The organism is Candidatus Zixiibacteriota bacterium, assembly GCA_014728145.1.
GTDB lineage: Bacteria > Zixibacteria > MSB-5A5 > JAABVY01 > JAABVY01 > WJMC01.
On record WJMC01000076.1, the window covers coordinates 1 to 26,628 of the forward strand.

18 protein-coding genes are annotated in these 26,628 nt (G+C 49.5%); 7 read left to right on the plus strand and 11 right to left on the minus strand.

Annotated elements, in window-relative coordinates; translation table 11 throughout:
• The coding region (locus tag GF404_04830; protein MBD3381504.1) for a 4'-phosphopantetheinyl transferase superfamily protein at positions 1-291 on the minus strand (291 nt) is incomplete at its 3' end.
• Between the two features lie 127 nt (positions 292-418).
• Here GF404_04830 and GF404_04835 point away from each other — a divergent pair.
• Positions 419-3,694 carry a protease gene (locus GF404_04835; protein ID MBD3381505.1) on the plus strand — a complete coding sequence of 1,092 codons (3,276 nt, stop codon included), beginning with the start codon at positions 419-421 and terminating at the stop codon, positions 3,692-3,694.
• A gap of 13 nt (positions 3,695-3,707) precedes the next feature.
• Here GF404_04835 and GF404_04840 read toward each other — a convergent pair whose 3' ends face one another.
• Together GF404_04840 and GF404_04845 are read right to left on the minus strand one after the other, a co-directional pair.
• A complete protein-coding gene (locus GF404_04840) occupies positions 3,708-5,405 on the minus strand; it encodes a hypothetical protein (protein MBD3381506.1) in 1,698 nt (565 codons plus the stop codon).
• Between the two features lie 169 nt (positions 5,406-5,574).
• Entirely contained in the window at positions 5,575-7,614 is a 2,040-nt protein-coding gene (locus GF404_04845; protein ID MBD3381507.1) for a DUF3520 domain-containing protein, read from the minus strand.
• 197 nt (positions 7,615-7,811) lie between these two features.
• Between GF404_04845 and GF404_04850 the strand changes: the two genes are divergently transcribed.
• The gene (locus tag GF404_04850) at positions 7,812-8,444 is read left to right on the plus strand and encodes a hypothetical protein (protein ID MBD3381508.1); all 633 of its coding nucleotides are present in this window, start codon (positions 7,812-7,814) and stop codon (positions 8,442-8,444) included.
• On the opposite strand, the gene ggt is transcribed toward GF404_04850, so the two are convergent.
• From ggt to GF404_04880, 6 genes are all read right to left on the minus strand, one after another.
• Positions 8,445-10,145 (minus strand): gamma-glutamyltransferase, encoded by a 1,701-nt coding sequence (gene ggt / locus GF404_04855; GenBank protein ID MBD3381509.1) that lies wholly within the window; start codon positions 10,143-10,145, stop codon positions 8,445-8,447.
• 9 nt (positions 10,146-10,154) lie between these two features.
• Positions 10,155-11,333: a hypothetical protein gene (locus GF404_04860; GenBank protein ID MBD3381510.1), complete on the minus strand. Its 1,179-nt coding sequence runs from the start codon at positions 11,331-11,333 to the stop codon at positions 10,155-10,157.
• A 63-nt stretch (positions 11,334-11,396) separates the two neighbouring features.
• Positions 11,397-13,112 carry a response regulator gene (locus GF404_04865; protein ID MBD3381511.1) on the minus strand — a complete coding sequence of 572 codons (1,716 nt, stop codon included), beginning with the start codon at positions 13,110-13,112 and terminating at the stop codon, positions 11,397-11,399.
• Complete coding sequence (locus GF404_04870; GenBank protein MBD3381512.1) at positions 13,109-13,486, minus strand: response regulator; 378 nt, start codon at positions 13,484-13,486, stop codon at positions 13,109-13,111. Before GF404_04870 ends, GF404_04865 begins: the two co-directional genes overlap by 4 nt.
• A gap of 108 nt (positions 13,487-13,594) precedes the next feature.
• A complete protein-coding gene (locus GF404_04875) occupies positions 13,595-15,286 on the minus strand; it encodes a HAMP domain-containing protein (GenBank protein ID MBD3381513.1) in 1,692 nt (563 codons plus the stop codon).
• Complete coding sequence (locus GF404_04880) at positions 15,283-16,245, minus strand: hypothetical protein (GenBank protein ID MBD3381514.1); 963 nt, start codon at positions 16,243-16,245, stop codon at positions 15,283-15,285. Before GF404_04880 ends, GF404_04875 begins: the two co-directional genes overlap by 4 nt.
• A gap of 251 nt (positions 16,246-16,496) precedes the next feature.
• Here GF404_04880 and GF404_04885 point away from each other — a divergent pair, with 251 nt between their 5' ends.
• The 5 genes from GF404_04885 (at position 16,497) to GF404_04905 (ending at position 23,848) form a co-directional block, all read left to right on the plus strand.
• Positions 16,497-19,253: a TonB-dependent receptor gene (locus GF404_04885; GenBank protein MBD3381515.1), complete on the plus strand. Its 2,757-nt coding sequence runs from the start codon at positions 16,497-16,499 to the stop codon at positions 19,251-19,253.
• Between the two features lie 14 nt (positions 19,254-19,267).
• Positions 19,268-21,913, plus strand: coding sequence for a hypothetical protein (locus tag GF404_04890; GenBank protein ID MBD3381516.1), 2,646 nt, complete (start codon positions 19,268-19,270; stop codon positions 21,911-21,913).
• Between the two features lie 12 nt (positions 21,914-21,925).
• Entirely contained in the window at positions 21,926-22,939 is a 1,014-nt protein-coding gene (locus tag GF404_04895; GenBank protein MBD3381517.1) for a PorV/PorQ family protein, read from the plus strand.
• A gap of 60 nt (positions 22,940-22,999) precedes the next feature.
• A complete protein-coding gene (locus GF404_04900; GenBank protein ID MBD3381518.1) occupies positions 23,000-23,434 on the plus strand; it encodes a response regulator in 435 nt (144 codons plus the stop codon).
• 117 nt (positions 23,435-23,551) lie between these two features.
• Positions 23,552-23,848 (plus strand): GYD domain-containing protein, encoded by a 297-nt coding sequence (locus GF404_04905; protein ID MBD3381519.1) that lies wholly within the window; start codon positions 23,552-23,554, stop codon positions 23,846-23,848.
• A 27-nt stretch (positions 23,849-23,875) separates the two neighbouring features.
• On the opposite strand, the gene GF404_04910 is transcribed toward GF404_04905, so the two are convergent.
• On the minus strand, positions 23,876-25,444 hold the full coding sequence (locus GF404_04910; GenBank protein MBD3381520.1) for an FtsX-like permease family protein: 1,569 nt from the start codon (positions 25,442-25,444) through the stop codon (positions 23,876-23,878).
• 15 nt (positions 25,445-25,459) lie between these two features.
• A complete protein-coding gene (locus GF404_04915) occupies positions 25,460-26,626 on the minus strand; it encodes an FtsX-like permease family protein (GenBank protein MBD3381521.1) in 1,167 nt (388 codons plus the stop codon).
• Positions 26,627-26,628: the final 2 nt, after the last annotated feature.

Here is a 26,628-nt window from a genome sequence, read left to right on the forward strand (position 1 = left end):
CAGAAATTCTGCCTCAGGCGCCCCGGAGGGACTGTTGACTATTTGTACCTGGCGGTAATAAATCTTCTGGCCCAATGGTGACAGTGCTTTGAATGTGGCCTCTTTGAAGGCGAAACGTGCGGCCAGTGACGGTGCCGGATTCTTTTTGGCAAAACAATAAGCCTGCTCGCGATCGGTATATACCCTCTTCATCGTCGAGCGTTTGAAACGCCTGATCATCTCCTCAAAGCGCACGATTGATTCGATGTCTACGCCGAGGCTGAGGTCCTCTGAAAATGATTGCAGGTCCATGCTTTTCCCCTAAATTATATGCTGTTGTAATATAAGTATAGATATTATATTGAGGGCTGTCAATCGAGCGGGGGTATGGCGGTGGAAATTCTTTTCTTTGTGAGATATCATAAAAGTGGGAGGTCTAATGGCTAAGATCATAAAATTATCATTCTTTGTAATCATTTTATTGTACCTGGTGAATACCGCCGGTGCCGAAGACAGGCTGTTTCGGTTTCCCGATGTTTCTTCCGACAAGATAGTGTTCAGCTATGCCGGAGACCTGTGGCTGGTACCGATCGAAGGGGGCCAGGCCAGACAACTAACCGGCGACAAAGGGCTGGAGATATTCGCGAGGTTTTCGCCGGATGGCGGCCGGATCGCTTTCACCGGGCAGTACGACGGCAATACCCACGTTTATGTCATCCCGGTCGAAGGTGGTGAGCCAAAACGCCTGACTTATCATCCGGCCATCGCCCGGACTTCGGAGCGGATGGGTCCTGAGCATATCGTCATGGACTGGTCTTTGGATGGCAAAGATATTCTCTTCCGTTCCCGCAGGCAGGTCTCGGATGTCTGGTCGGGCAAGTTGATGCTGGTTTCGATTGAGGGAGGTCTGCCTCGTGAACTCCCGGTACCAAAAGGCGGTTTCGCCAGCTTTTCTCCCGATCAATCCAAAATAGCCTACTGCCCCAAGTATCGCGATTTTCGTACCTGGAAACGATATAAAGGCGGCATGGCGCAGGATGTGTATATCTACGATTTGCAGACCTATGACCGTAAAAAACTGACTGACTGGATCGGTACTGACAATATGCCGATGTGGCTCGGTGATAAAATATATTTCAACTCCGACCGTACCGGCAGATTAAATCTGTATTCTTACAATCCAGAAAGTGAAGAGATTGTCCAGGTTACAGATTTCACTGATTACGATGTCCGCTGGCCGTCAATGGGTCCTGATCATATAGTCTTTGAAAATGGCGGATATGTATACCTGTACGATGTTAACACCGGCCAGAGCCGTAAGATCGATATCGAGGTTGGATCGGATAAAACAGAGGTCCGTCCGGAGTATCTCAATGTCAGAGATAATATAGTCGATTACAGCCTTTCTCCGGATGGCAAGCGGGTTGTCATCGGTGCCCGGGGTGACATCTTCACCGTACCGGCTGAGCATGGGGATATCCGCAACCTGACACAAACCAACGGCATTAATGAAAAATACGCCGTCTGGTCGCCCGATGGAAATAATATCGCCTGTGTCTCAGATAAGACCGGCGAGGAAGAAATCTATATCCTGTCAAGAGAGGATGACTGGCGTGAAATCCAGCTCACTACGACAGGTAACAACTGGCGGTTTCAACCGCGCTGGTCGCCTGATTCCAAAAAGCTGGCATTTTCCGATTCTGAAACCGGACTTCATATCCTCGACGTAAACAACCGCGAGATTACTACAGTCGACGAGACGTTCAAGGACAGGATCGGTCATTACCGCTGGTCTCCGGATTCCCGCTGGCTGACCTATGTCAAACATCCGGATAAAACACGTATCCGTTCGATATTTTTGTATTCGCTCGAAGATAACCAGATCTACCGCCTGACTGATGGTACCACCGATGATTACAACCCGGTTTTTGATCCCGATGGAAACTACATCTACTTTATCAGCAAGCGCAGTTTCAACGCTACTACCGGCGATTACGAGTTCGATTTTGTTTACAACCATATGGATGGTATTTACGCTATCCTGCTGGATAAGGATAAGCCCTCACCGTTTGCCCCGAGATCCGACGAGGTTGGGGAAAAAGAATATGACGACGACGATGATGAAGATGATTGGGATTACAAAGCACCGAATAAAATCAAAATCGACTTGGATGGGATCATGTATCGGCAGGTGTCAATACCGATCGATCCGGGGAGCTATTCCAATCTCAAGGCTGTCCCGGGCAGGCTGTTCTATTACTACAACCCGTACCGCGGGCTTTCGGGCAAAAAAGATGACAGTGACCGCAGGCTGATGGTTTTCGATATGGAAGAGCGTGAAGAGAAGGTCTTTCTCGAAAACCTCAGCGGTTACAATTTCTCTGCCGATTATGAAAAGATTCTGATTAGAGACGGCAATAAATATTTCATAAACAAAGCTTCAGCCGACAAGGGCGATAAATCCAGAGGTGTGCTCGATCTGGATGGCCTGGAGATGTATCTCGACCGCAAGGCCGAATATGCCCAGATCTTTGATGAATGCTGGCGCCGGATGAGGGATATGTTCTACGACCCCAATATGCACGGTGTCGACTGGCAGGCGATGCATGACCTGTACGCTGAGCTGGTACCCCACGCTTCTCACCGCTTCGACCTGATTTATATCATCGGCGAGTTAATCGGGGAAGTCGCCTGCTCACATACCTATGTCGGCGGGGGCGACTATAACCGCCCGTCGTCGGATCAGGTCGCGCTTCTGGGCGCGGTGATCGAGGCTGATTCTTCAGCAGGCCTGTATCGTATCGGCAGAATCTTCAACAGTGTCAACTGGGATAAACGTTTGCGGTGTCCTCTGACTGAGCCGGGAGTTGGTATCGAGGAGGGTGAGTACCTGTTCGCTATCGACGGAGAGAACCTGGATGTTTCCATTAATCCGTACAAGCTTCTGGTCAACAAAGCTGACCGTATGGTTACCCTGACTGTCGGAAAAACTCCTGATCGCGACAGGGCACGGAATGTCAAAATCGATCCTATCGATAACGAAGCAGGACTTTGGTACCATGACTGGGTCGAACGCAGAAGGGAAATCGTCGACTCTCTTTCCGAGGGCAAGATCGGATATATTCATATACCCGACATGGGTGGTTTCGGGCTCAATATGTTTGCCAAACAATTCTACTACCTCTATAAAAAACAGGGCCTGATCCTCGACGTTCGTTACAATGGCGGCGGTTTTGTATCGCAGCTGGTTCTCGATCGATTAAGGCGTGTTGTGGCCGGTATGGGGGCCGGTCGGTTTGACTGGGTGGGAACTTATCCAAGCGTCGCATTTCATGGACATATGGCCTGCCTGTTAAATGAATTCTCATGTTCCGACGGCGATATTTTCCCGTACTATTTCCGCGAATACGGCCTGGGGCCATTGATCGGTAAACGAAGCTGGGGCGGAGTGATCGGAATCGGTGGTTTTCGACCGCTTACCGACGGCGGTTATCTGTTCGTGCCGGGTGGTGGCAGTTTCAGCCTCGAGGGTGACTGGACGATGGAGAATGTCGGTGTCTATCCCGACATAGAAATCGAACAGGATCCAAAGCTGGTTATGCAGGGCAGAGATCCGCAACTTGAAAAAGCGATTGAATACCTGCTCGAGAAAATCAAAACTGAGCCGAAGACATTGCCGGATAAACCGGGTCCACCGGAGCAGCGCAACAGATAAAAGAGTCTGATTATCAGTTCAAGACGCAGGGTGGATTTCCATTGCGGAAGATGTAATTAATCAGAAAGATTATGTCGACCAGGTTAACCTTCCCGTCGCAATCAGGATCACCGTTGGCAAGCGGATATGGCGAGGGACCGTCGTTAAAGATATAGTTGATCAGGTAGACCGGGTCGGTAGTGTTGATATCCCCGGAACCATCGCAATCACCCGGATACGGCTCCGGTTCGCCTATTATTACAGTATAGGTCCTCGTGTCGCTACGGGGTGGATTGGATGAATCGGTTACTTTCAGGCTGAAAGTGTATGAGGTCGCGTAAGTCGGCTGACCGCTCAAAGTCAAAGTGTCGCCGTATCGAAAAGACAACCCATAGGGTAACTGGCCCGATATTCGCTCCCATGTCAATGGCAACTCGCCGTTGGTGGCGCAAAATGACTGCGTGTAATCCCTGCGGACTTTGCCGGATATCGCGGAATCGGTAATGATCACCATTTCACCTGCAAAGACTTTCAGGAAATTACGCCAGCTCGTCCGTGACAGATCAACCTGGGATTCGTATTGGTCGATATCGCTGTGAGCCGAGTAATTTTTCGGAAACCAGATAGTGCAACCGTAGCCGTCAGTGTAGTTGGCGGTTTTGCTGTTTATAAAAGATGAGTCGATTGCATCGACAAGGTTAAGAGCGACGCTTCGTACCTCAGATGGAAGAGATTGGTTAATTGCCAGTGCCTGGGCAAAATTGTAGAGTTCATAGTTTGGTGTGGAGTAGGACGGGCTGTTGCGCCGTTCGATTTTTATAATAGAATCATGTTCGTTGAAGTGATTTGACAGGACGGAATTGAATGAATCGAAAGCCGGCATGAAGTGATCGACCATGACATTCAGGTCGACAGCGGCCTGCGTGTTACAGCATCCGACATCCTGGCCATACCATTCATAGTAAAACTGCACAATCTGGCCAGCCAGTTCGCGCGGGGTCATGTCCGGATTGCTCTTCAGGTTTACGAACGGTCCCTCATAATCCCAGCCGTCGAACGGCTCGTTATCCGGTGATGCGATACTAATATCAGCCGAGTAGCGTGCCTGGTAGTGCGTCTCGAATTGTCCACCCAGGCAGACGTCGTGCCCCACGATATCGATTTTTTTGCCGGCCGCGGCTCGCCCGGATGCCATCACTTGTTTGAATTCAGCCAGATCAATGTAATCGTCGGGATTGCCCCCGTTGTCGTCCCAGCACTCTCCCTTCATTACGAAATCATCCCCGCTTTTGAAAATCCCGGAACCGTGATCCCAGATGGAAAGCAGGTAATGCTCCGCCGGATAATTCTGGATCGACCAAACCAAAAAATCCTGCAGGGTTTCCGGATTGCCCATATCTTCTTCGGAGGCCAGCCAGCCAGCCTGATTGTCGATAATCGGTGAGATAATATTATTATCATCGCCTGCGGGCAGGCCGGAGCTGTCATGGGTTACATAATAGAGGTGAGTGTCGTCTACTCCCCAGCGGTCGAGCAGGTAGATGATATTGATGTTTTCATCCGAACCTGACAGTTCCAGTTCATTCAGGTCGTTAACGCCCGCCATGTCGAGGTTGTTATCGGCACAGCAATATACCATGATGGTCCATTTTTTGGTCGATTCCGCATTGAGAGACATCGAAAAAAGAATAAAAAGGGAGATGATAAAACCCGTCAACAGTTTTGATTTCATGATATTCTACCTGCAGTTTTAAAATACTATACGCAAGACCGCATTGATTCTTTAAAATCAAGGTAGCGTGAGTCCGGATTTTGTCAAGAAATATCCCATACGAAAAAGCGGGCCGGAGGATCGGCCCGCTTTTTGCACGGCTGAATAGTAGAGAAAGAAAAGGGTAGGATCAGTCTTCACCTGATGTCAGGAGTTCTTTGGCGTCCCACAGCTTTTTAGTCCTGCTTACCATGGCGGTGAATTCGATGATGTCATCATCACCCGGCTTATCACTGCCGAGCTTTTGTACCACCGGAAGAAGATCATCCAGGCTTTCGCCTTTGGCCCAGTAGGATTCGCGCAGAATTTCAGCAAACTGGGCGGCACAGGCGGACAACCTGAAATCGACCGATCTATTTTCAAATGTTGAGGAGATATCTTCACGCTTGAGCGGGAAACTGAGTTCGCTCACTTCGTCGTTAAATTCGGGATCCTTGTGACGGATGAAGACAGTCGCGTACTTTCCACGAGCGCCCTCCCTGAACTTGATTTCATAGAGTGCGGTGACATCATGGCCGGCCCCGATTTCTCCGCCATCCTCTTTGTCATCGCGGAATTTATCATCTTCGACATCGCGATTTTCATAGCCCAAAAGCCTGTAACTGAGCACTTTTTCAGGATCGAAATCGACCTGTATTTTAACGTCCTTGGCGATCACCTGAAGTGTGCCAGTCAGGTTTTCCATGAAGACCCGGCGGGCTTGCTGGAGGTTGTCGACATAGGCAAAATGGCCGTTGCCCTTGTCGCCCAGCTTCTCCATCAGGACATCGTTGTAGTTATTCATACCGAAGCCTACCGTAGTCAGGGTGATGCCCTGTTCGACATACTTTTTGATCTCGGCCAAAATCTGGTCCGGCCCGGTCGCGCCGACATTGGCGACACCGTCGGAGCAAAGGATGATGCGGTTGATTGCGCCTTTTTTGAAATTTTCGGAAGCCATCTGGTAACCGATCTTGAGACCTTCTTCGGCGAAGGTCGATCCGGCGGGCCTCAAACCGTCTATCGCCAGCAGGATTTCGGCTTTATCTTTGATCGAGGTGTGGTCCAGGATCTTTCGCCCCCGGTTGGCGTAAACGGCGATCCCGACTTTGTCATCTTCACGCAGGTTATCAACCAGGATCCTGAGAGCTTTTTTGACCAGGCCGAGACGGGTATCAATGCCCATCGAGCCGGATACATCGATTACGAATGTCAGTACTGCCGGTTTACGATCTTGCGTATCTATTTCCTGTCCCTTGATACCGATTCTGACCAGGTCGCAATTCTGACCGAAATACGATGGCGCGCCTTCGGTATAGGCCTTGAATCGGTCACGAGTCGGAGCCGGATAATCGTAATTAAAGAAATTCACGAACTCTTCAACCCGGACAGCATCAGCAGGCGGCAGGTGACCGCGGTCGATATATCCACGGGTTACGCTGTATGAGGCATCGTCGACATCGATTGCGAAAGTCGAATAGCGGTCATCATCCGTAAAAACAAAGGGATTCACTCCATGATGTTTAAAGAAAGCTCCCGAATAGGGCTCGCCATTTGGGGGTGTGGTACCGCCATGGGGAAGCCATTGCCCCATGGGCGGAGCAGGCGAGAGGCGGGGACTGAAACTTTTCCTCTCCACACCATCAACTTGATAACTTATTTCTCCCGTTCTGCCACCCCTGATATGTATCTCACCATTGCTGTTGACTGTTCCAGTTTGTGATTGTAATAGTTTATCGATATTATCAATCTGCGTTTTCTCGATTTCATCTGCTGTTACAGAACGGATATTCTGAACTTCACCGAGCTTGATTTCAGATCTTTCCGCGGTGACGACTGTTTCAGCGGACTGAAGTATAGTTTCCTCTAATTTCAAAATCCCCAGATTATAGGTGTCGTCCACTTTTAGCATCAGGTCTTTGATAGTTAGTTTTTTGTATCCTATGAAACGGATAACGAGATCGTATTTTCCGGGCGGAACGTTCAAAATAATGAAACTGCCGTCGGGTTTCGTCATAGTGCCAATTTTGGTACCCTCGATAACGACAGCTACCCCGGGAAGTGCTTCACCACTTTTTGCTTCAAACACTTTACCGATAATTTTACCGGTGGAACCTGCGTTGATGCTCGAAAGTGTGCCGAAAATCAGCATCAGGATCAAAATGGGTATAAGAATCCTTGTAACAGACATGACTGCCTCCTGTGATAATTGTGATTGAATTGTCTTTTTTTTCAGGCTTCTGCGGGCTTTACACTACAGACGCACGCTTTATTCCCGACGTTTAAAAGAAATAGTTCGGCATAGCAGTAACAGATTTTTAACTTGACTTAACCATAAGAGGGGCAAATATTTAACCTGAGATATATTTCGTTGAGATTTTTACAATAATGGCTGACATAAAACTAAAACATTTCTTCTGGATTCCTAACCTGTTCTCTTTAATCAGGTTTGTATTGGTTGTCCCGATCTGGATTCTGCTTCAGAAAAGCGATCAGACTTCGAATATATTACTTCTGGCGATTGTCGGGTTCGCGATTTTGAGCGACTGGCTGGATGGTTTTTTTGCCCGGGTTCTTGACCAGAAATCAGACCTCGGACGACTGCTGGATCCATTGGCGGATAAATTTCTGATGGTGGCTGGTTTAGTCGGGTTCGTTATTTACCGGGAATTCCCGCTGGCTTTGCTGTTGCTTTTAGCATACCGGGATTTTCTGATTGCAATCGGGGGGATATTGATCGCCCGCAAATCAGGTGAAATCACTGAATCCAATTTCTGGGGCAAGGCCAATACTACGGTTGTCTCGGTGGCGGGATTTTTCTTTTTACTTATTCCCGACTGGATCGGCACACAGGTTTTACTGGTTTTGTCGTATATATCTATCCTGATATCCGGGACCAGCTATCTGCTCGCCGGAATCCGCAAACTTGCTGTCAGGAAAAGCATTCTACCCCCTGTAGTGATCGCCTGTGGAATACCGGTGGTATTGATTCTCTATTTCTTCAGGTACAGCCTGCTCTGATTACTCTATCACGACAGCCTGGCCGCCGCGGCGATTATCTGCTTCGGCCTGCCAGGTTGAAGTCGACGTTTTGCGGGCTAGTACATTCAGGCAACCATAGGGAGTTCGTTCGGTCATCGTATGACCCAGATCGATTAGATTTTTTATGGTCTCTTCATCGAATGCTCCCGGTTCATAGTAGATCGCGTCAGGGAGATGCTGGTGGTGGTAGCGGGGAGCAAAAACCGTCCGCTCGAGGTTGAAATTGAAGTGGTAGTAATATAGAATCGAGAGAGCGACGGTTGTGATGATCCTGGAACCGCCCGGTGATCCGGTCACCATCACGGGCTCATCATCTTTGAATACGATCGTCGGCGACATGGAAGAGAGTGGTCGTTTCTGGGGCGCGATTTTATTGGCCTGACCACCCACCAGCCCATACAGGTTGGGCACGCCCGGTTTGATCACGAAGTCATCCATCTCGTTGTTTAGAAAGAAACCGAGGCTGTCGGCCACCACTTTCGAGCCGAAGCTGGCGTTTATTGTATATGTCAAAGCCAGGGCGTTACCGTAGCTGTCGACAATTGAGTAATGTGTCGTCTGCTCCGATTCACCGGCCAGGTTTCCCGGTTCTACTTCTGTTGAAGGTGTGGCCTGCACGGGATTGAAATCAGAGATTCGCTCGACCGCGTAATTAAGCGAGGTCAGCTCGCGAATGGGCACATCCACGAATTCGAAATCTCCCAGGTATTCAGCACGATCCGCATAGGCCCGCTTGCATGTTTCCGCGAACAGGTGTACGAAGACCGGATTGTAGGGGCTGTTTTTGGGCAGGCTGAATTGCGAGAGCATGTTAAATATCTGGGCCAGGAGTATGCCTCCTGATGACGGCGGACCCATCGAAAATATCCTCAAATCATCGTATTCACAACTGATCGGAAGACGCCAGCGAGGCTGATACTCTTTGAGGTCTGTACGGGTTATCAATCCGCCGTTGGCCATGCAGGCCTGCTCTAAAAGATCGGCAGTCCGCCCGCCATAGAAACCGCTGGCACCGTACTCGGCAATTCGTTTCAATACCTCTGCCAGGTCGGTTTGAACCAGCGTGTCGCCCCGGCGGAGCGGAATTCCGTCTCTGAAGAAAATCTCACGAGTGCTTTCGAATTCGGCCAGGGCCTGCATATGATCGACCAGGTCCGAGGCCAGCACCGAATCAACTGCGAATCCATTTTCCGCCAGTTCGATTGCTAAAGAGAGCAAGTCGTTTAAAGGCAAAAGCCCGAAACGGTGATGCAATTCCAGAAGTCCCGCCACTGTGCCCGGTACCGCGGCCGCTTTGTAGCCGAACAGGCTGGCGTCCACGACCGGATTACCGAGCGAGTCGAGATACATATCCTCGGTCGCGAACAGCGGAGCTTTCTCTCGAAAATCGAGAGTGGTCACGAGACTGGAATCCTTGCTATAGACCACGGCAAACCCACCACCGCCCAGGTTTCCCGCCTGCGGGTACACGACCGCCAGCGTAAAACCGACTGCGACCGCGCAGTCAGCCACGTTTCCACCCCTCACCAGGACATCCCGGCCGACTTCGGTGGCAATCGGATGAACGGTGCTGAGCGCGCCCTGGAAATACTCGATTTTGTGATCCTGGCAGGTGAAAAGCGACAGCGAGATAAGAAGCGTGATCGAAATCAAGACAAACCGTGTATATCTCATAATCATGGACCTCGATTAATTCAATTCTTTGACGATAATATCCGAAATTCTTGAAGCGCCTTCAAGTCCGAATTTCGTTGTTTCGAAAATCAGGCGTTTGCTTCTGGCACGATAGTCCTGAACGAAACGATCTAAACCGGAACGGATATCGTCGTTAGATATATCATAGAGCAAGCCATGTTCTCTGGCAAATTCACGATTGAGAGGAGCGAAACTTCCGAAGTCGGGCGTCAGTAAAATCGTCGGGAAGCCGAGACCGACCGTCCAGTTTATACGTTCATGAGCGGCCATAATTATTATATCAGCAGTTTCCAAAAGTGACAGCTCCAGAAGTGTCAGGTTCTCTCGCTCGGGCAGGCCGAATACTATCAGTTTCGATTCATTTCGATTGAACTTTTCGATATCCGCCTCGGGATTGAATTCAGCCAGTTTTCCTTTCATCCAGTTGACCATGCGATGATCGCATCCGGCTGACAGGATGACCCGTCCGAGCCTGCCGGTAAGAATATGTCCGATAGCCGAAATAATCTGCTCCTGATGGTAACGCGGGTATGCGCCGGAAGTGAAGAACGCGAATGTCGGTTCCCGGCCGGCTTCGATACGCCGGCTTCTGTTTTCCCGTAGTTCATTGTTTTTTGATGCGATCTCGGGTTCGAGCACCAGGCCGGTGATCTCAAACTGTGCACTCATCAGGCCGGCCGCCAGCATTCTGTCCTGCGTGATTTCAAGCGGTACGAAGATCTTCTCAGTGCGCATTAGATCGAATTCGACCGGCCACGCGATTTCACCATGTACATACCAGACCCGGCAGATATCCGACAGAAGCTGTGCCAGAAGCGGATGGGCGACTAAAACAACGCCATCGTAACCGGTATACTTTCTCCTCAGGTCGCGGCCGAGATATTTCACGATCATTCCGCTCTGGACAGAGGATTTGCGGTTTTTCCTGAGGTTGTTGTAAAAACGCGAAACCAGGCCTCCTCGGCCACCCGCACGATACATCCGAGCCACCATCTTCCAGGCCATCCGCGAAAAACCATGTGATTCCTTGAAAACGGATGTCACCGCCAGTTTTTCGGGAGTGTCTTCCAGTTTTGGCCGTAACATCCGTAGAACTGAATCGAGATAGTTTGGATGCCCCCGGCCGATATCTGTATAGAGTGCTGATACCTGTTCAGGTAAGTTCTTACCCATACATACAGGAAATAAAAAAGACCGTCTCCTGGCAAATAAAACTTTTGATTATAGCGATTCAGGTCAGACCCTGATCCTGGCGATTTCGGAATCGTCCTGACGATTTTCTTCAGAAGGAGCTTCGAGAGGGAGTTTGATGGTGAAGATGGTACCGCCTTCGTTTCCACGGCGGACTTTGATTTTGCCATTGTGGTTGGCGACAACTTTGGCGCATACGATCAGTCCGAACCCGTGGCCCTCGGATTTGGTCGTAAAGCGGGTGGTGAAAGCTTTGTCGACAAGATCCTGGGGGATGCCCGGACCGTTGTCGCGTACTTCGATTACAACTTCTTCTTTTTCAGGATCAAAATTCGTATGGATATCGATTTTAGAATCATCATGCTTCTTCAAGGCCTGCGCGGCATTGTTAAGGATGTTGTAAAAGAGCTGTGACAGCTGGCTCGGATCGGCCATCATGGCAGGAGTAGAGGTGTCCAGGTACTTGTTCAGCTTGATCTCGCGGAAGCGCTTTTGAGGTGATAAAAACGACACGATATCTTCAATCAGTTCGTTGAGATTGATGCTCTGGATTTCGGTTTTGAGATTGGCTGAATCAACCAGCCCCGATGTGAAGCGTGTCATCTGGTCGAGACTGCCGTTGATGCTCTCGATATACTTTTCCACCTCCTGCATATTTTCGATCTTTGCCTTGTAGCTCAGAATCTCAAAATTTGAGCGCACGATATTGAGGAAGTTATTGAGTTCGTGCCCGATCTCAGCCGACATGATTCCCTTGGTAGCCACTTTCTCAAGGTTGACGATATCATCGTGGAGCTTTTCGAGCTCCGACAACGCTTTCTGGGATTCCTCGAACAGGGCGATGTTTTCTGCCGCCAGCGATATCAGGGAGAGTACAATCGACAGCAGTTTCAGGTCGCGGTCGTGGAGTGGTTCCTCGCTCGATTCCTGCAACAGCAAAACGACGTGAAAGTGATTTCTACTGTTGACAGCCAGGGTCGTAACAGAGGCATCTTCCCGGAAAAATCCGGCATAAGATTCAGCCTCGGGAATTACTTTTATCAGGTTTGCAAAGAATTCATTCGAAGTCATCCCGGTTGTTCGAAGAGGTGACTCGACCTGGAAACAGCTTTCGATTTCTCCGGCCCGCATCATCCGCGAGAGCATCTTGAATGCGCCTTCCTTGACATTTTGAGTGGCGGCCAAATCGAGCTTGCTGGAACGAGCGTCCCAGGCGGCGATCATGCCAACCTCCAGACTGCAATTCAAAAGCGCCAGCCCCAAAGACAGTTTTAACAGGCTGTCACGGTCACCGACATTGTAAAGCACCTCCATCAGGTCAGAGAGACGTTTCAAATCCTGCCCGCCAGAACTTTCCTCCAGGCGGGTCTTTTTGTCGGTCGCTTTTTTTATGGCGTTACGAAGCTCGGTAAGTTCGAACGGCTTCATGATATAGTCATAGGCGCCGGTCTTGATCGCCTCCTTGGCGGTGTCAAGACTGGCGTAACCGGTCATGAAAACCGTTCCCAGATCGGGGTCGATCTTCTGCGCTTCACGCGCCAGGGTCATGCCGTCCATATTGGGCATCTTGATGTCGGTCAGTAAAAAGTCAAATTTCTGGGAATTCAGAAGTTCGAGTGCTTTAAGCGGATCATTCGAAGTCGTTATTTCATAGCCCTCGGTTTTGAGAACATCCGAAGCGATATTTAATATGATCTGCTCATCATCTACGATAAGGATCTTGTATTTTCTGGATTTGCTGTCATCCACAATGGCACTCATCGAGGTTTAACAAGTTTTTCGGCCTGCTTCAGAGTTTTCTTGAGTTCCGTCAACTCGAATGGTTTTGCCAGGCAACACAATGCGCCCATCTGGTTTGTCTTTTCCGCCAGCTTGTCCGGCAGGCTGTCGGTCATGACAAAGCAGATATCGGGATCGATCTCCCGTGCTTCAATAAAAGTGTCGAATCCGTTTTTGCGCGGCATATGAATATCACAGATTACCAGGTCATAGCTGTCGGACCTGATTTTGTCTATAGCCTCAACTCCATCGTTGGCTTCATCGAATTCATACCCCTCCGATTCGAGAACATCACACAGGAAGCGCCTGATGATCGGAGTGTCATCGACAACCAGTACTTTTTTGATTTCAGACATATATCGGAACTCGATTTAAGGACCTGAAAGATTGTAATACCTACACTATTTATCGGCAGGAAAAGCAAATCTTTACTTATCAGGCTGAATATTTAATCAGATTCCGGGTTATTCAACATCCCTAATCTGTTCCGATTCTGTTTCAGGTTGAGGCGGTTGTTCGGTAGTACAGGCTTTATCCAAAGGCAGAACCAGCATGAAGGTCGTGCCCTCGCCGACCCTGCTCTTGACCAGTATATCGCCCTGGTGCTCCTTGATGATGCCGTAAGAAATAGAAAGCCCGAGACCGGTACCCTTGCCGACTTCCTTGGTTGTATAGAACGGTTCGAAGATTTTGTTCAGAACCTCAGGCGGTATACCACATCCGGAGTCAGTGAATTCCACCTCGACACAGCCAGTAAATTCGCCCACCGGCTTGGCAAAACGGGTTGCGATGAGGAGCTTGCCTCCCTCTTTCATGGCATGTTCAGCATTGATGATCAGGTTCGTGAATACCTGCTGGAGCTGGCTGGCGTTGCCGTTATATTTGGGGAGATCGGGATCGAGCTGTTTTTCCAGTTCTATGTTTTTCATGTCGAGCTGATGCTGTACGAATGTCAATGTTTCCTCGATCGCCTCGTTGAGGTCGAATGGTTCGAAGTCCTCCTTGGATGAGGTGCGCGAGAACTTCAGGAGATTTTTGACGATCTCTTTGCAACGACGGGCCTGCTGTTCAATATCGCCCAAGAAACGGCATTGCGATTCGATGTCCTCCTCGGTCATCTCGGTTGCTTTCTTGCGCGAAATCTTTTCGAGGGCGTATTGCGAATAACCCAGGATTCCGCCCATCGGGTTGTTCAATTCGTGGGCGACACCCGCCGCGAGTTGCCCGATAGCCGCCATTTTCTCCGACTGGATCAACTGGTCCTGGGCATTTTCCAGTTCGCGCGTGCGTTCCGCAATCTTCTGCTCGAGAGTACGGTTGTACATCTCGACCTCATGGCGGTACTTGCGAAGCGAGTCGGTCATCTTGTTAAAAGATACAGCCAGTCTGGCGATTTCGTCGGTGGACTTGACCGGAACCTGGTGCGAGAGATCGCCCGAGGCGATCCGCTCCGTGACTGACACGATATTTTCGATCGGTTTGATCGTGAAATTGACCATGGTGATCGTGAGGACAATCGCCGCCATGACAACCAGCGTGGTCAGAATAATTGTCATCCAGACCATGCGCGATATGTCTTTTTCCATCTGGAGAAGAGAAATGCCCAGGCGCGCCAGCCCGATCGGCTCGGCCTTGACATTGCCGCCATTCAAACCGGTCTGGACATTGCCCAGTTCTTCGCGTGCCAGGCCTCCCTCGACTGAATACTTGAAGACCGGATAAGTGAATTCCATCAGGTTGTAGTTGAGGTTCTTCAGCCGGCGAATATCGACCGAGACACGTTTCAGATTCAGAAGATTTTCAGTATTGCCGGTGATCAGTTCATTCATGTCGAGCGAATCCTGGAGCGTGGAGACCTGGGCTATCAGGTCACCCTGGCTGTTTTGCACGGTCACGAATACGAAGTCTTTTTCGAAGGCGAGAGTTTTCATGAGGTCCTTGAGGATCATCTCGGACTCGATCATGACGCCGTATTCGCAGTTGTTGGCCAAAATCTTGATCAATGATTCACCGCGTTTTTTCAGCTCGGTCATCATGTTTTCTTTCTGGCTTTTGATCAGTGAACCGACCAAAATAGCCGAGGTCAGAATGATCAGGGCTGAAATCGCCGCCACTGCCTGGAAACGCAGGGATGTCACCTTAAACAACCGCCTCATTTGTAGATCTCCTTGGAAATGTCCACCAGCGACTGATCGATTTCGATGCCGAGCTGATTGGCGGTTTTAAGGTTAATGTGAAGATAGATAACTCCCGGTGGAGCCAGGGGCAGTTCACCTATGGGCGTACCCTTGAGATGGCTGGCCGCGAGTTCACCGGCTTGACGGCCGATATCTTTGTAATCGTAATTGAGCCCCAGCAGTGCGCCACTCTTGACGAAATTTGGCGAAAATCCCATGATCGGTTTGCCGTTACGGAGGGCGGCCAAAATCATGAAACGGGTTGCCTGGGGCGTATAGATCTGGTCGTCGGCAGTCGTCCAGATACCGTCGACAACCCGGCAAAGCGAATCCAGCGCTTTAGGCAACTCCTTGTCGGAATTGATCTTGATTGCATGAAAATCGAGATTCAACTGCGGGGCTACCCGATAGGCTTCTTCGATCAGCGAGGCGGTATTGGCGGTGTAGATAACCCCCAGCTTCTTCAGCGAGGGGTAGACCATTTTGAATTTTTGAAACTGGATATCGACCGGAATATCCAGTGTGCTTCCGGTAATTCGGACGCGAGAAGAATCATCGGGACTTATTATCCCGGAGGTGGTTGGATTGAGGACCGTCGAAAAAATCAACGCCTTATCTGGAAATGTTTCCTTTATATATTTAGTGCTGGGCGAACCGACTGAGATAATCAGGTTCGGATTGAGCACATTGATTATACTTTTTAATTTGGCTTTGCCTTCGGACTTAAAATTAATTTCCTCGATTTCCGTCTCGAGGCCGGAGTATTTTAAGGATTGGCGGATCCCCTTGACAGAACGCGAGGTGGCGTGAGTCGAATCCGAGCAGACGATTAGAATCAGTTTTTTAAGCGAGTCCGTATTCTGGGCAAAACCTGCCGTGCTTACCACTAGCAGACAGAGAGCCAGGCTGCAAAGCGACTTCAGTAAACTTCTAAACAATTACAGGTCCTCTGCTTATATGAAACGTAAGCGTCTGTAAAACGGGACTATAGATCCCCTTCATCTGGCAACAGATTGAACAAAAACTGATCCTATAACCGCAGTTTTTGGAAATAATCAATTCCGGTCACAGATTCTTTTCATGACAAAATGGTCATTGCTTATATCGGCAATTTGAATTTTGACCTTACGATGGAGCCGGGAATTTTTTCTGATTAAACATGTAAAATTCCCTTAAAAATATTTCCGGGATGTCGATATCAGATATTGAAAATAGAATCTCTGTCGTTTGCTGTGTCATAACGTCAGAATTGCACCCGGAAGTAAAATGCCCTGTTACGAATAAATTAAATATGAGGAGCCCCCGTGTGAAAAATGCCATGAAACTAAGCTGTCTGGTGTTTGTCCTGTTACTATTGACAGCTTCTTTACTTCATGCCGGGACCTCTGGAAAGATCGCCGGAACCGTTTACAGTGCGGAAACCGAGGAAGAGCTTCCCGGAACCACGGTACGAATTCCCGAGCTGGGATTTGCCGTGGCTTGTGATGCCGATGGAGAATTTTATCTGATTAATGTCCCTGTCGGTACATATACTATTGAGGCTACCCTGATCGGTTACCAGACGGTCACCAAGACCAATGTAAAGGTTCTGGTGGATTTGACAACACCGGTTGACTTCTACCTGGTCCCCAAGGAACTGTCATCTGATAGCGCTGTGATCGTCGTGGCTGAACGCGATCCGATTCAGGAGGATGTCAGTTATTCCGAGAATTGGCTGACGCGTGAAGAAATCATTCGCATGCCGAACTCATCTTCAGTACAGGACTTGATCGCCAATATGGCCGGAGCGGTGGTCGATGGTGACGGAAGCCTGCACCTGCGAGGCGGTCGTGACGGAACCATAAGTTACTACTTTGATGACACCAATATCCAGGATCCTTTTACCGGACGAGCCGGAACCAGGATTTCACCGGAAGCTTTGGAAGAGCTGTCGGTTGTCTCGGGTGGATACCTGGCCGAATACGGCGAAGCGCTCTCGGGTGTTGTAAATGCGCTCACCCAGGAGGGCGGGAACAGTTATTCCGGCAAGCTAAAACTATCTGACGGCCTGGCGACCCCGTATGATGTCAATACCGGAGAGTTCGGTGATCTGCGCCGAAACGATCGCAACACCTATGTTTTCAACCTGGGCGGTCCGGTGCCGATGCTTAAAAATAATCTGGATGCGCGCTTTTTCACTTCGAGTGAATATCGCGATCTCGAAGGCTACCTCCCGCATAACCGGCTGATCTCATTTTCTCAGACCAGCAAATTGAATTTCAAGCCGGTTCCCAGCTTGAAGTTCAACCTGTACGGGAATTACTATCGGGCGCAAAGGGAGCGTTACATTCATCGCGATGTCAACGACGTTTCCTATGATTTCAATCTCGATGGCGCTGGGCTGATCAAAAACCTCAGCTATCGCTATGGAGTCAAAGCCAGCTATACATTTTCACCCAGTCTCATCTTTAATGTCAGCTACAATCATTTTTATACCCGAACCAAGCTGGCCCCGGAACATCTCTTCGATACCTACTGGGATCAATGGCCGGGATATTCCGAGGATGAAAACGGTGTCTATAACGGCACGATTCACGAAAACAATTATCAGCCAAACTATATCGGCAATACATGGGCCGGGTTCACGGACAGTTCCGACTTCTATCCTGTTTATTCATATCGAAGAAATAGCTATAACAGTTTCTCGACTGAGCTGATAAGCCAGGCCAATAAATATAACCAGATTAAACTGGGACTCGAGTATAGGGTAAATGACCTCAGCTGGGATCAGAAACAGTTTTTCAATTCGCAGCCGTACGGTGAAAAATATGACGTTACTCCTCATTACGCGGCAGGGTATATCCAGGACAAAGTCGAGCTCGGATACCTGATCATGAACGCCGGCGTACGTTTCGATTATCTCGATGCCGCTATTGACTACTGGGATGATCCTGTTACAAAGGAAAGTAAAAAGACAGCCAAACCGAAAACCGAGGTGTCGCCCCGTTTCGGAATGTCATACCCGATTGGAGAGAATTCGGTTATTCACTTCAATTACGGTTTCTTCTACCAGGTGCCTCTGTATATGTACATGTTCACAAACCTCCAGGGTGATTTAAACACCGGCTTCCCGATCGTCGGTAATCCGGATATGGATCCCGAGAAGACAGTTGCCTACGAGGTGGGCTGGAATCATCTTTTGACAGAAGATATCACCTTCAAGATGATCGCATATTACAAGGATGTCTCGAATCTGACCTCGGGCCGATTAATCGAATTCCCGGGTGGTTCTTACACCTATTATACCAATGCTGATTATGGTTCTGTAAAAGGTCTCGACCTGATAATGGTCAAACATCGCCACGGTTCACTTTTGGCGGGATCGGTAAACTATTCCTACATGATGGCGATGGGCAACTCATCAGATCCGAACGAGGGCTACTACAATTATTATACCCGTGATAACTCCCCGCCCTGGCCTGACCGGGAATATCCGCTGGCCTTCGACCAGCGCCATAAACTGGCGGTCAATGTCGATTTGAGTATCCCGCGTGATTATAAATTCAAGCTCTTTGGCCTTACTATGCCGTCGGCCTGGGGATTCAATACCGTGTTTAACTACGGGAGCGGACTGCCGTATACTCGAACGAACAACCAGGGCGACCGAATCGGATCACCCAATTCCGGCAGGTTGCCGTCATATTTCAGGGTTGATATGCGTTTTGTCAAAGATATCCCGCTGAAACTCTCGTCCTCGAGCCAGATGTCATTTTTTGTAGAAGTCGAGAATCTTTTCGACCGTCGTAACATCGTCAACGTTTACACCAATACCGGTGAAGCGGATAATGACGGCCTGGCCTCGGGCCTCTCCGAAGCGGATCAGGAGCTGTATGAACTTATGAACAAAGACCCCCAAAACTATGACACCCCGCGCACCCTCCGCTGGGGTCTTGAACTGTTATTCTGAGGGAGGAGGATATAATGAAGATTCTTAGATTATCCTTGATCATCCCGGCGATAATGGTTCTCCTTGCGACCGGCGGAGTTGATGAGCTGGTGGCCGGCACTGCCCAGCAGAGCTCACTGCCACCAACCGAACTGATCGACTATGTCATCCACAGCAAGGGCAATATCGTCACCGCGGTCTTCAACTGGGGACTGATTGGCGGTTTTTCAGATGTGCCCTCAGGAGAATGGCCCAAGGGATCGGGGAGAAACTATATCGGCGAACTGAAGTACTGGATGGGTGCCACCCTTCCCAATGGCGATACGGTGGTGGCCAACGCTTCCGAAGATTTCAACCCGGAAATCGATGTAGCTGTTTCGCTGGACCAGACTATTCATTTTTCGACTGACAGCACCCGTTATGATTATGATCCCTCCGACACTGTCGGCCTGGGAGTATCCGCTCCGGCTTACGGCTGGAGACATTACGATCTCGATACTGACAGCTGGATTTACAACCGCAAATACAATCCCTGTGACAGCAGTTTTGTAACCTGCGGTCCCATCGCCCAGCAGGAAAGCCAGTACATCATGAATGATGAGCGACTCGGCTATGCCGCCCTGGGTGTTATGGTTTCACAAACTATCTATCAATGGAATTACGATTACAACAAAGATATAATGTTTGTGGAACTGGAGATCGAAAACGTTTCTGACAACGATTATACCGATTTTGCTTTCGGTCTCTACGTCGATATCGATGTGGGCGGATGGTTCGAAGGTGAAAACGGCCGACTTGGCGATTTGGTCGCTTACGACAGCGCTGAGAACCTGGCCTGGATATACGACCAGGACGATTACGACCCCGGCTGGGGAGCTTCGGTTGTGGCCGGTCGGATGGGTACCAAGTATATCGAAACTCCCGGCGGTCGCGGTATGACCGGATTCCGTACCGGGATCTGGGACAGCCTGCCGGATACCGATCAGGGTCGTTTCGCGCTTCTTAATTCCGAACAATTCGACGATATCCTGCCTCCGGCGGATCAGTATTATATCCAGTGCACCAACGGTATCGAGCTGTCCTCCGGTGATGTCGTCCGGGTGGTCTACACCCTGATTGCCGCCCAGACTGATGAAGAAATGGTTGAGAAATCTCAGATGGCACAAGTTGTATACGACAACTTCTTTACCGGTCCGGAGCCTCCGCCTCAGCCGGGCCTGCGAGCTGAAGCCGGGGACAAAAAAGTCCACTTGTACTGGGGTAATGATGCCGAGGATGCGCTCGATCCGCTTTCATGCTCTGAAGATTTTACAGGTTATAAGATTTTCCGATCCACCAATTTCGGTGCCACCTGGGGGCCTTTGACAAATAATCCGGATGGCTCTCAGGGGCCCGACTATATCCCGCTGGCGACATTCCGCAAGGATGAGACCACGGGCATGATTCGCCACAGCTATGTAGACACAAATCTCGTCAACGGTTTTGAGTACTGGTACGCCGTGGTCGCCTTCGATGAAGGTGATACAACGATCTCACTGAAATCACTCTCTTCCGCTCGTGGCCGACCGGGCGAGGATTCCTCCGCCGTGAGAGTTGTTCCCCGTACGGATCCGGCAGGGTATTACCCGATCCAGCAGACGGTCGAACATCGGTACAACGGCGATGACAAGAAAAGCGACGGCAGTATAGCGGTTGAGGTTTTTGATAAGTCTCAGTTCGACGGAAATGAATATAAAGTAGTATTCGAAGAACAGCCCCTGCAGACATACTGGCACTTACTGGATGACGTCACCGGGGACACACTGCTGACATCCCAGACAGACCAAAATGCCGATCTTCAAGAGGCTCAGATCGTCGATGGCCTCCAGGTTCTGGTCACCAACGGTGAGCGGGAACCGCGTGACATGGCCCAAACAGGATTTTCCGGGGGCGATACTACCGTCTCAATGATGCATTTCTTCGGTTCGGTGGCGGAGGTGTTCGGGTATCCGCGGGGCGGGGATATTCATTTTCGCTCAAACTACGAGATTCGATTTACCGCCACGGGCTCTCAGGGTTACTGGTGGTGGGATGATGTCACACCGGTACAACTGCCCTTCGAGATCTGGAACACGTCTCTCGGCTACCAGGTCATCGCTGAAATCGGGGACTTTGAATATGACCAGGAATGGGATCCTGAAGTTGGTGACTATATCGTGATCAACAACACTCCCTATGATGGCTCGCCTCACCCGGAAGCGTTTCCGTACCAGATGAGCTGGGTGTTCCGTTTCGATACAGCGGCTTATGGCCAGACCGGTGATGTCTACACGATCGAAGGTGCGCCCTTGAATTCTGCCAATGACGAGTTCTATTTCACCACGCCCGGGATCGATACAGCCACGGCTCAAAACCAGATGGATCAGATCAAAGTCGTACCGAACCCGTACCTGGCCTACGCAGACTGGGAGCATGAGGCGGGTGAAAGAAGAATCGAATTCATTCATCTTCCCGATGATGCCACGATCAGGATTTATACCTTGGCAGGTGATCTGGTGGTGACTTTGAAAAACAGCAATGATGGAACAGTGGCCTGGGATTTGAGATCTGTCAATGAGCAGGGAATAGCGCCGGGTATTTATCTCTACCATGTCGAGTCACCTTTCGGTGAAAAAATCGGTAAATTCGCGATAATCAAGTAGGCGGGCAGGAGTATGAACATGAAAAAATATATATTGATTATACTGACACTTCTGCTGTTCTGTTTCGGCCAGGTATCAGCAGATGAATTTTCCAAGGTTGGAACAGCCGGCGCTCAGTTTCTGAAGATCGGTATGGGCGCTCGCTATATCGGTCTGGGTGAAGCGGCTACTGCAATGGTCGATGATGTCTACGGCCTGTACTGGAATCCGGCGGCATTGTCATCGCTTCAACAGTCGCAGGTCGCCTTTACCTCGGTCGACTGGGTGGCGGGTATACGGCTGAACTATTTCGCTTTCGCTTATCCGGTGCGCGAGGATATGACGCTCGGGTTTGCCCTCGATGTTCTCTCGGTGGGCGATATGGAAGTTACTACCGTTTACAAGCCGGATGGCACCGGACAGACCTTCGATGCCAACAGCGTCGCGCTTCAGGCAGGTATCTCGAAACAATTGACTGACCGGTTTGCCTTTGGTGTCAATTTCAAATATGTATCGGAACAGATCTCTGAACAGCATTCGCGCGGTTTCTGTTTCGATGTTGGCGCACTGATGTACACCGGTTTTAAATCGCTCAGGCTGGGAATCAATATCTCGAATCTGGGACCCGATCTGCATTTCGACGGTAATGAACTCGACGAAAAACTTAATCCGGATCCGGATAATCCGAATCAAGCAGAGGTCGATTATGAATACGCTACCGATAATTATGATCTGCCGCTCATGTTCCGTGTAGGACTGGCATATGATCTTATGGACGACACCCGCAACCGCTGGACATTTTCGGTCGAAGCCCGAGATCCCAGCGACAATATCGGGCAGTTTTCTGTCGGCAGTGAGTATGGTTTAAACGAGATGTTCATGCTCCGTGCCGGGTATAAATTCAACTACGAGGAGGAGGGACTTACCCTTGGCGGAGGACTCAACCTCAATCCGACCCCGCGGACGAATCTCAGCTTTGATTATGCCTGGGCTGATTTCGGTCGATTGCAATCGACCCATCGCTTTTCGATCGGGCTGAAATTCTAAAATGTATTAAATATTGTAGATTTTTGAGATATTTTTTATTATACTAATCAAGGACATTACATGAAACCTTTACCACCTGATCAAGCGAAAGGTAGTGAATCTCCGATGAACGATCGCCCCGCAGATTCGAGAGGTACTATTCTTTTAATTGACGACGAGGAAATCATTCGTCAGCTCGGACGAAATATCCTCCAGAAGGTCGGTTATGAAGTCATTACTGCAGAAGATGGAAGAAGTGGAATTGAGGTCTACCGCGAGAATCGGGACAAAATCGATGTCACGATCCTGGATATGTCAATGCCGACTATGAGCGGCGAAGAGACCTTCGAACATCTCAAGTCAGAATTTCCCGATGTGCGTGTTCTGATATCCACCGGCCACTCAATGGAGAGCGGGATCGGAGGGCTTATGGATCGCGGTGTCTACGGTCTGCTTCAAAAACCTTATCGCGTGGGCGAGTTGACCAAGAAAATCGAAGAAGTCATGAACATGTGAACCCGATTGTTCGTTGCGAGAATATAGAATGAGGCCGCCTTGAGAGGCGGTCTTATTTTTTGTCTTGATCTACGAGAATATCAGGCTATCATTATTACAAACAGAAAGGAGTCTGTTATGCCTACCTTCGTACTGATGACCAAGCTTCCGCCCGAGATCAGCCAGAAGATGAAAGAGCGCGCGGCTGTAGGCCGGGAATGGCTCAACAAAGTCAAGGAAAAATGCCCCACAGTAAAGTTTCTGGATCACTACGCACTGCTTGGACCTTATGATTTTCTGGATATCTATGAGGCCGACAATGCCGAAGAGGCGGCGAAGGTTTCGATGATATCGCTGGCTTTCGGGGCTGAGCGGGCTGAAAGCTGGAACGCAATTCCGTACCAGAGATTTCTGGAACTGGCACAGGATTTATAGTTGCAGTCAACTGTCATGAGTTTCAGTCTACCTGAAAGCGTCGACGATTTTCATCTGGGTCGCCCGTATGGAGGGGAATACTCCTCCCACGAAGCCCATTGAAATCGCGAAGATAAATGTATACATCACAGTCAGGAGCGTCAGCGTCATCTTGAGATAGAACTCGCCAAAGAAGTTGACTGTGGAGAACATCTGCAACTCGAATGTTGAAAAAATCGAGGCGACTGCTATGCCCAGGATGGCTCCGAGTGTGCCGATCAGCATCGACTCGATCAGAAACGCGGCCTGGATGCCCTCGGCCTGGAATCCGAGGGAACGCAGGGTGGCGATTTCGTTGGTGCGATTGGCGACCGCCGAGTACATCGTAATCATCGCGCCGATCGTTGCTCCCAGGGCAAAAACCACGCAGATAAACATACCCAGGTATTTCAGAAATCCGGTGGTGTTTTCGGATTGGCCTTCGTAGTAGCTTCTCTCGATATAGGCTTTGACTTCGAGATCGGGGGTGTCTTCCAAAGTCTGCTTGAGAGCTTCGAATTCACCCGGCTCTTCCAGTCTCGCTAAAACAATTGATCCGGCCACTCCGGCCCGGTTGTAGCTGTCGGTCAGGCTGTATATATCGGTCCAGATTTCGGAATCATACATCGAACCGCCGCATTCGAAGACCCCGATAACTCTAAAATAATCACCGGCCACATTTATGGAATCACCGACATTACAATGGGCCATTCGCTTGCTCAGAGATTTACCCACAATACAGTTCGGCAATCCCATTTCGTACATTTCACCCTCGATCATTCTGAAATCACGCCTCAGTCGAGGCGCAATCTCACCTGTCCCGCGCATGGTGACGTTTTTCAACTCCGTCGTATCCTCTTTGGAGGGTAAAGAAATGCTGGTAATCAATTCGGGTGAAAAAAGCTGTTCGCTGTATTCTTCATCAAATGCAAAAAAGCCCAGGTTTTCGAGTTTATCGACTTCATCGGGCATTAGCGAGCTTTGAACTTCGGAAAACTTATCTTCCTCCATAAAGACCACGTTGTCTGTTTCACCGGTCGAGGTCAGAACTTTCTGGATTCCAGCCGCCAGCATCAGCACACCGCAGAACATGAAAGATACCAGGCTGATTCCGAGGATTGTCAAAACCGTTGTCAACGGACGGGAGAAGAGGCTCTTGAATGTATACTTAAATGGAATCGTGACTTTACCCATATAATCTGTCAGGCTCGGCCTGCTTAACAGGTACCAGAACAGCAGAAACAAAACCGCGCGCCCGGCATCGACCAGGTCGATATCAAAAAGACCCAGCATGGTTTCAAAAAGCATCAGCCACAAAAACCAGATCCGCCCCCAGTTGTGGCCTTTCATGACTGCGATACCCATCACCAGATGATACAGCGAACGAAAGACCATCAGGATAACCAGAAGCGTCAAGGCTTCGAAATCGAAATACTGATCGATGAAGACCTCGACATCCTCTGAAAGAACAGTCTTACCCAGAATCAGGAAGGCGGAAAGCAGGGAAAAGATGATCCCCAGGATGAAGATTATCAATCCGAGCAATCTCATGCTGGACGGTTTCGAGCTGTATTCCATGAATAAATCCTCTTGCTATTCGAGTGTCCTGAGACCGTCGACAATTGTCGTACGGGTCGCCTTTAGTATCGGCACCAGCGATGCCAGTATGCCGACGATTGCGAGAGCGGGACCCACCCATGCCAATGTTATCCATTTATATTCGACTTGTTGCAAAAACGGCATCAATTGCTTGAACATGATGATTCCCGGCCAGATCAAAAAAGCGCCTAACACAGCTCCCAATAGAGCCACAATCATTGATTCACCAAAATTCAAGAATACCAGGTGACCGGTCCTGAATCCAAGCGTTTTCAGGACAGCATTTTCAGATATTCGCTCGCGAGCAACCATCGACATTGTATTCAAAAGTACCAGAAGAATAACTCCGATCATCAGGTATGAACTTACCTTCAAAGCGGTTATGATCGTCTTGAAACGGTCAATTTGAGCATCCGCATACGCGTTAACCGACTCAGTTTTGGTTTCGTAGTCGCTGTTCATGAAAAGTGAATCGACCCGGGCTGCCACCTCGGCCGCTTCATCGGGAGGATCGGCCAGAAGCTCGATCCAGCCGACCTGGTGCTCAAGTTCAGGTGATACGTTTTGACCAATTGACTGCCGGAACAGATCACCACGGACCATCATAAACTTGGTCTGTTGCTGTTGTTCCTGGTTAAATTCAAACTGGCCAACAATTTCGACATCGAGTTGAACATTGTCGAAATAATCACAACCGACCGTGACCTGTTTGCCTATCTCCCAGCCTTTATCCAGTGCCAGGGCGGGAGTGATCAGGGCGGCGTTCTTCTTTGCCTGAAATTTCTTTAAATCTTCGTCAGATACTGTCCAGTCACTGCGAATTTTATGAAAATTATCAGCATCTATTGCCATGCGCGGAAAGAATTCCTCCGGGTTGTCACCATATTTTGCGCCCAGCCAGAAAGAATATGTAACCGCTTCCACGCCTTCAACCTGTCTCATTTTATCCAGATGAGTAATCGGCAGGAACTGCATCATCGAGGTCTTATGACGGGAAATCAAATGACCCGGAACCAAATCATCTTGAGAATAGTTAAAGACCTCAAGGATATTTCTGACGATTCCGAACGACATGACTGTTACCGCCAGCCCTAAAATTGTCAGGAAAGTGCGCAGTTTATGACGGAAAGCGTTCTTTACGATGAGCTTGAGAATTTTCATGG

Excerpts from the sequence above, each read along its gene's own strand:
- GF404_04835 (MBD3381505.1), top strand. The coding sequence starts at position 419 with ATGGCTAAGATCATAAAATTATCATTCTTTGTAATCATTTTATTGTAC.
- GF404_04840 (MBD3381506.1), bottom strand. The coding sequence starts at position 5,405 with ATGAAATCAAAACTGTTGACGGGTTTTATCATCTCCCTTTTTATTCTT.
- GF404_04845 (MBD3381507.1), bottom strand. The coding sequence starts at position 7,614 with ATGTCTGTTACAAGGATTCTTATACCCATTTTGATCCTGATGCTGATT.
- GF404_04850 (MBD3381508.1), top strand. The coding sequence starts at position 7,812 with ATGGCTGACATAAAACTAAAACATTTCTTCTGGATTCCTAACCTGTTC.
- ggt (MBD3381509.1), bottom strand. The coding sequence starts at position 10,145 with ATGATTATGAGATATACACGGTTTGTCTTGATTTCGATCACGCTTCTT.
- GF404_04860 (MBD3381510.1), bottom strand. The coding sequence starts at position 11,333 with ATGGGTAAGAACTTACCTGAACAGGTATCAGCACTCTATACAGATATC.
- GF404_04865 (MBD3381511.1), bottom strand. The coding sequence starts at position 13,112 with ATGAGTGCCATTGTGGATGACAGCAAATCCAGAAAATACAAGATCCTT.
- GF404_04870 (MBD3381512.1), bottom strand. The coding sequence starts at position 13,486 with ATGTCTGAAATCAAAAAAGTACTGGTTGTCGATGACACTCCGATCATC.
- GF404_04875 (MBD3381513.1), bottom strand. The coding sequence starts at position 15,286 with ATGAGGCGGTTGTTTAAGGTGACATCCCTGCGTTTCCAGGCAGTGGCG.
- GF404_04885 (MBD3381515.1), top strand. The coding sequence starts at position 16,497 with ATGTCGATATCAGATATTGAAAATAGAATCTCTGTCGTTTGCTGTGTC.
- GF404_04890 (MBD3381516.1), top strand. The coding sequence starts at position 19,268 with ATGAAGATTCTTAGATTATCCTTGATCATCCCGGCGATAATGGTTCTC.
- GF404_04895 (MBD3381517.1), top strand. The coding sequence starts at position 21,926 with ATGAACATGAAAAAATATATATTGATTATACTGACACTTCTGCTGTTC.
- GF404_04900 (MBD3381518.1), top strand. The coding sequence starts at position 23,000 with ATGAAACCTTTACCACCTGATCAAGCGAAAGGTAGTGAATCTCCGATG.
- GF404_04905 (MBD3381519.1), top strand. The coding sequence starts at position 23,552 with ATGCCTACCTTCGTACTGATGACCAAGCTTCCGCCCGAGATCAGCCAG.
- GF404_04910 (MBD3381520.1), bottom strand. The coding sequence starts at position 25,444 with ATGGAATACAGCTCGAAACCGTCCAGCATGAGATTGCTCGGATTGATA.
- GF404_04915 (MBD3381521.1), bottom strand. The coding sequence starts at position 26,626 with ATGAAAATTCTCAAGCTCATCGTAAAGAACGCTTTCCGTCATAAACTG.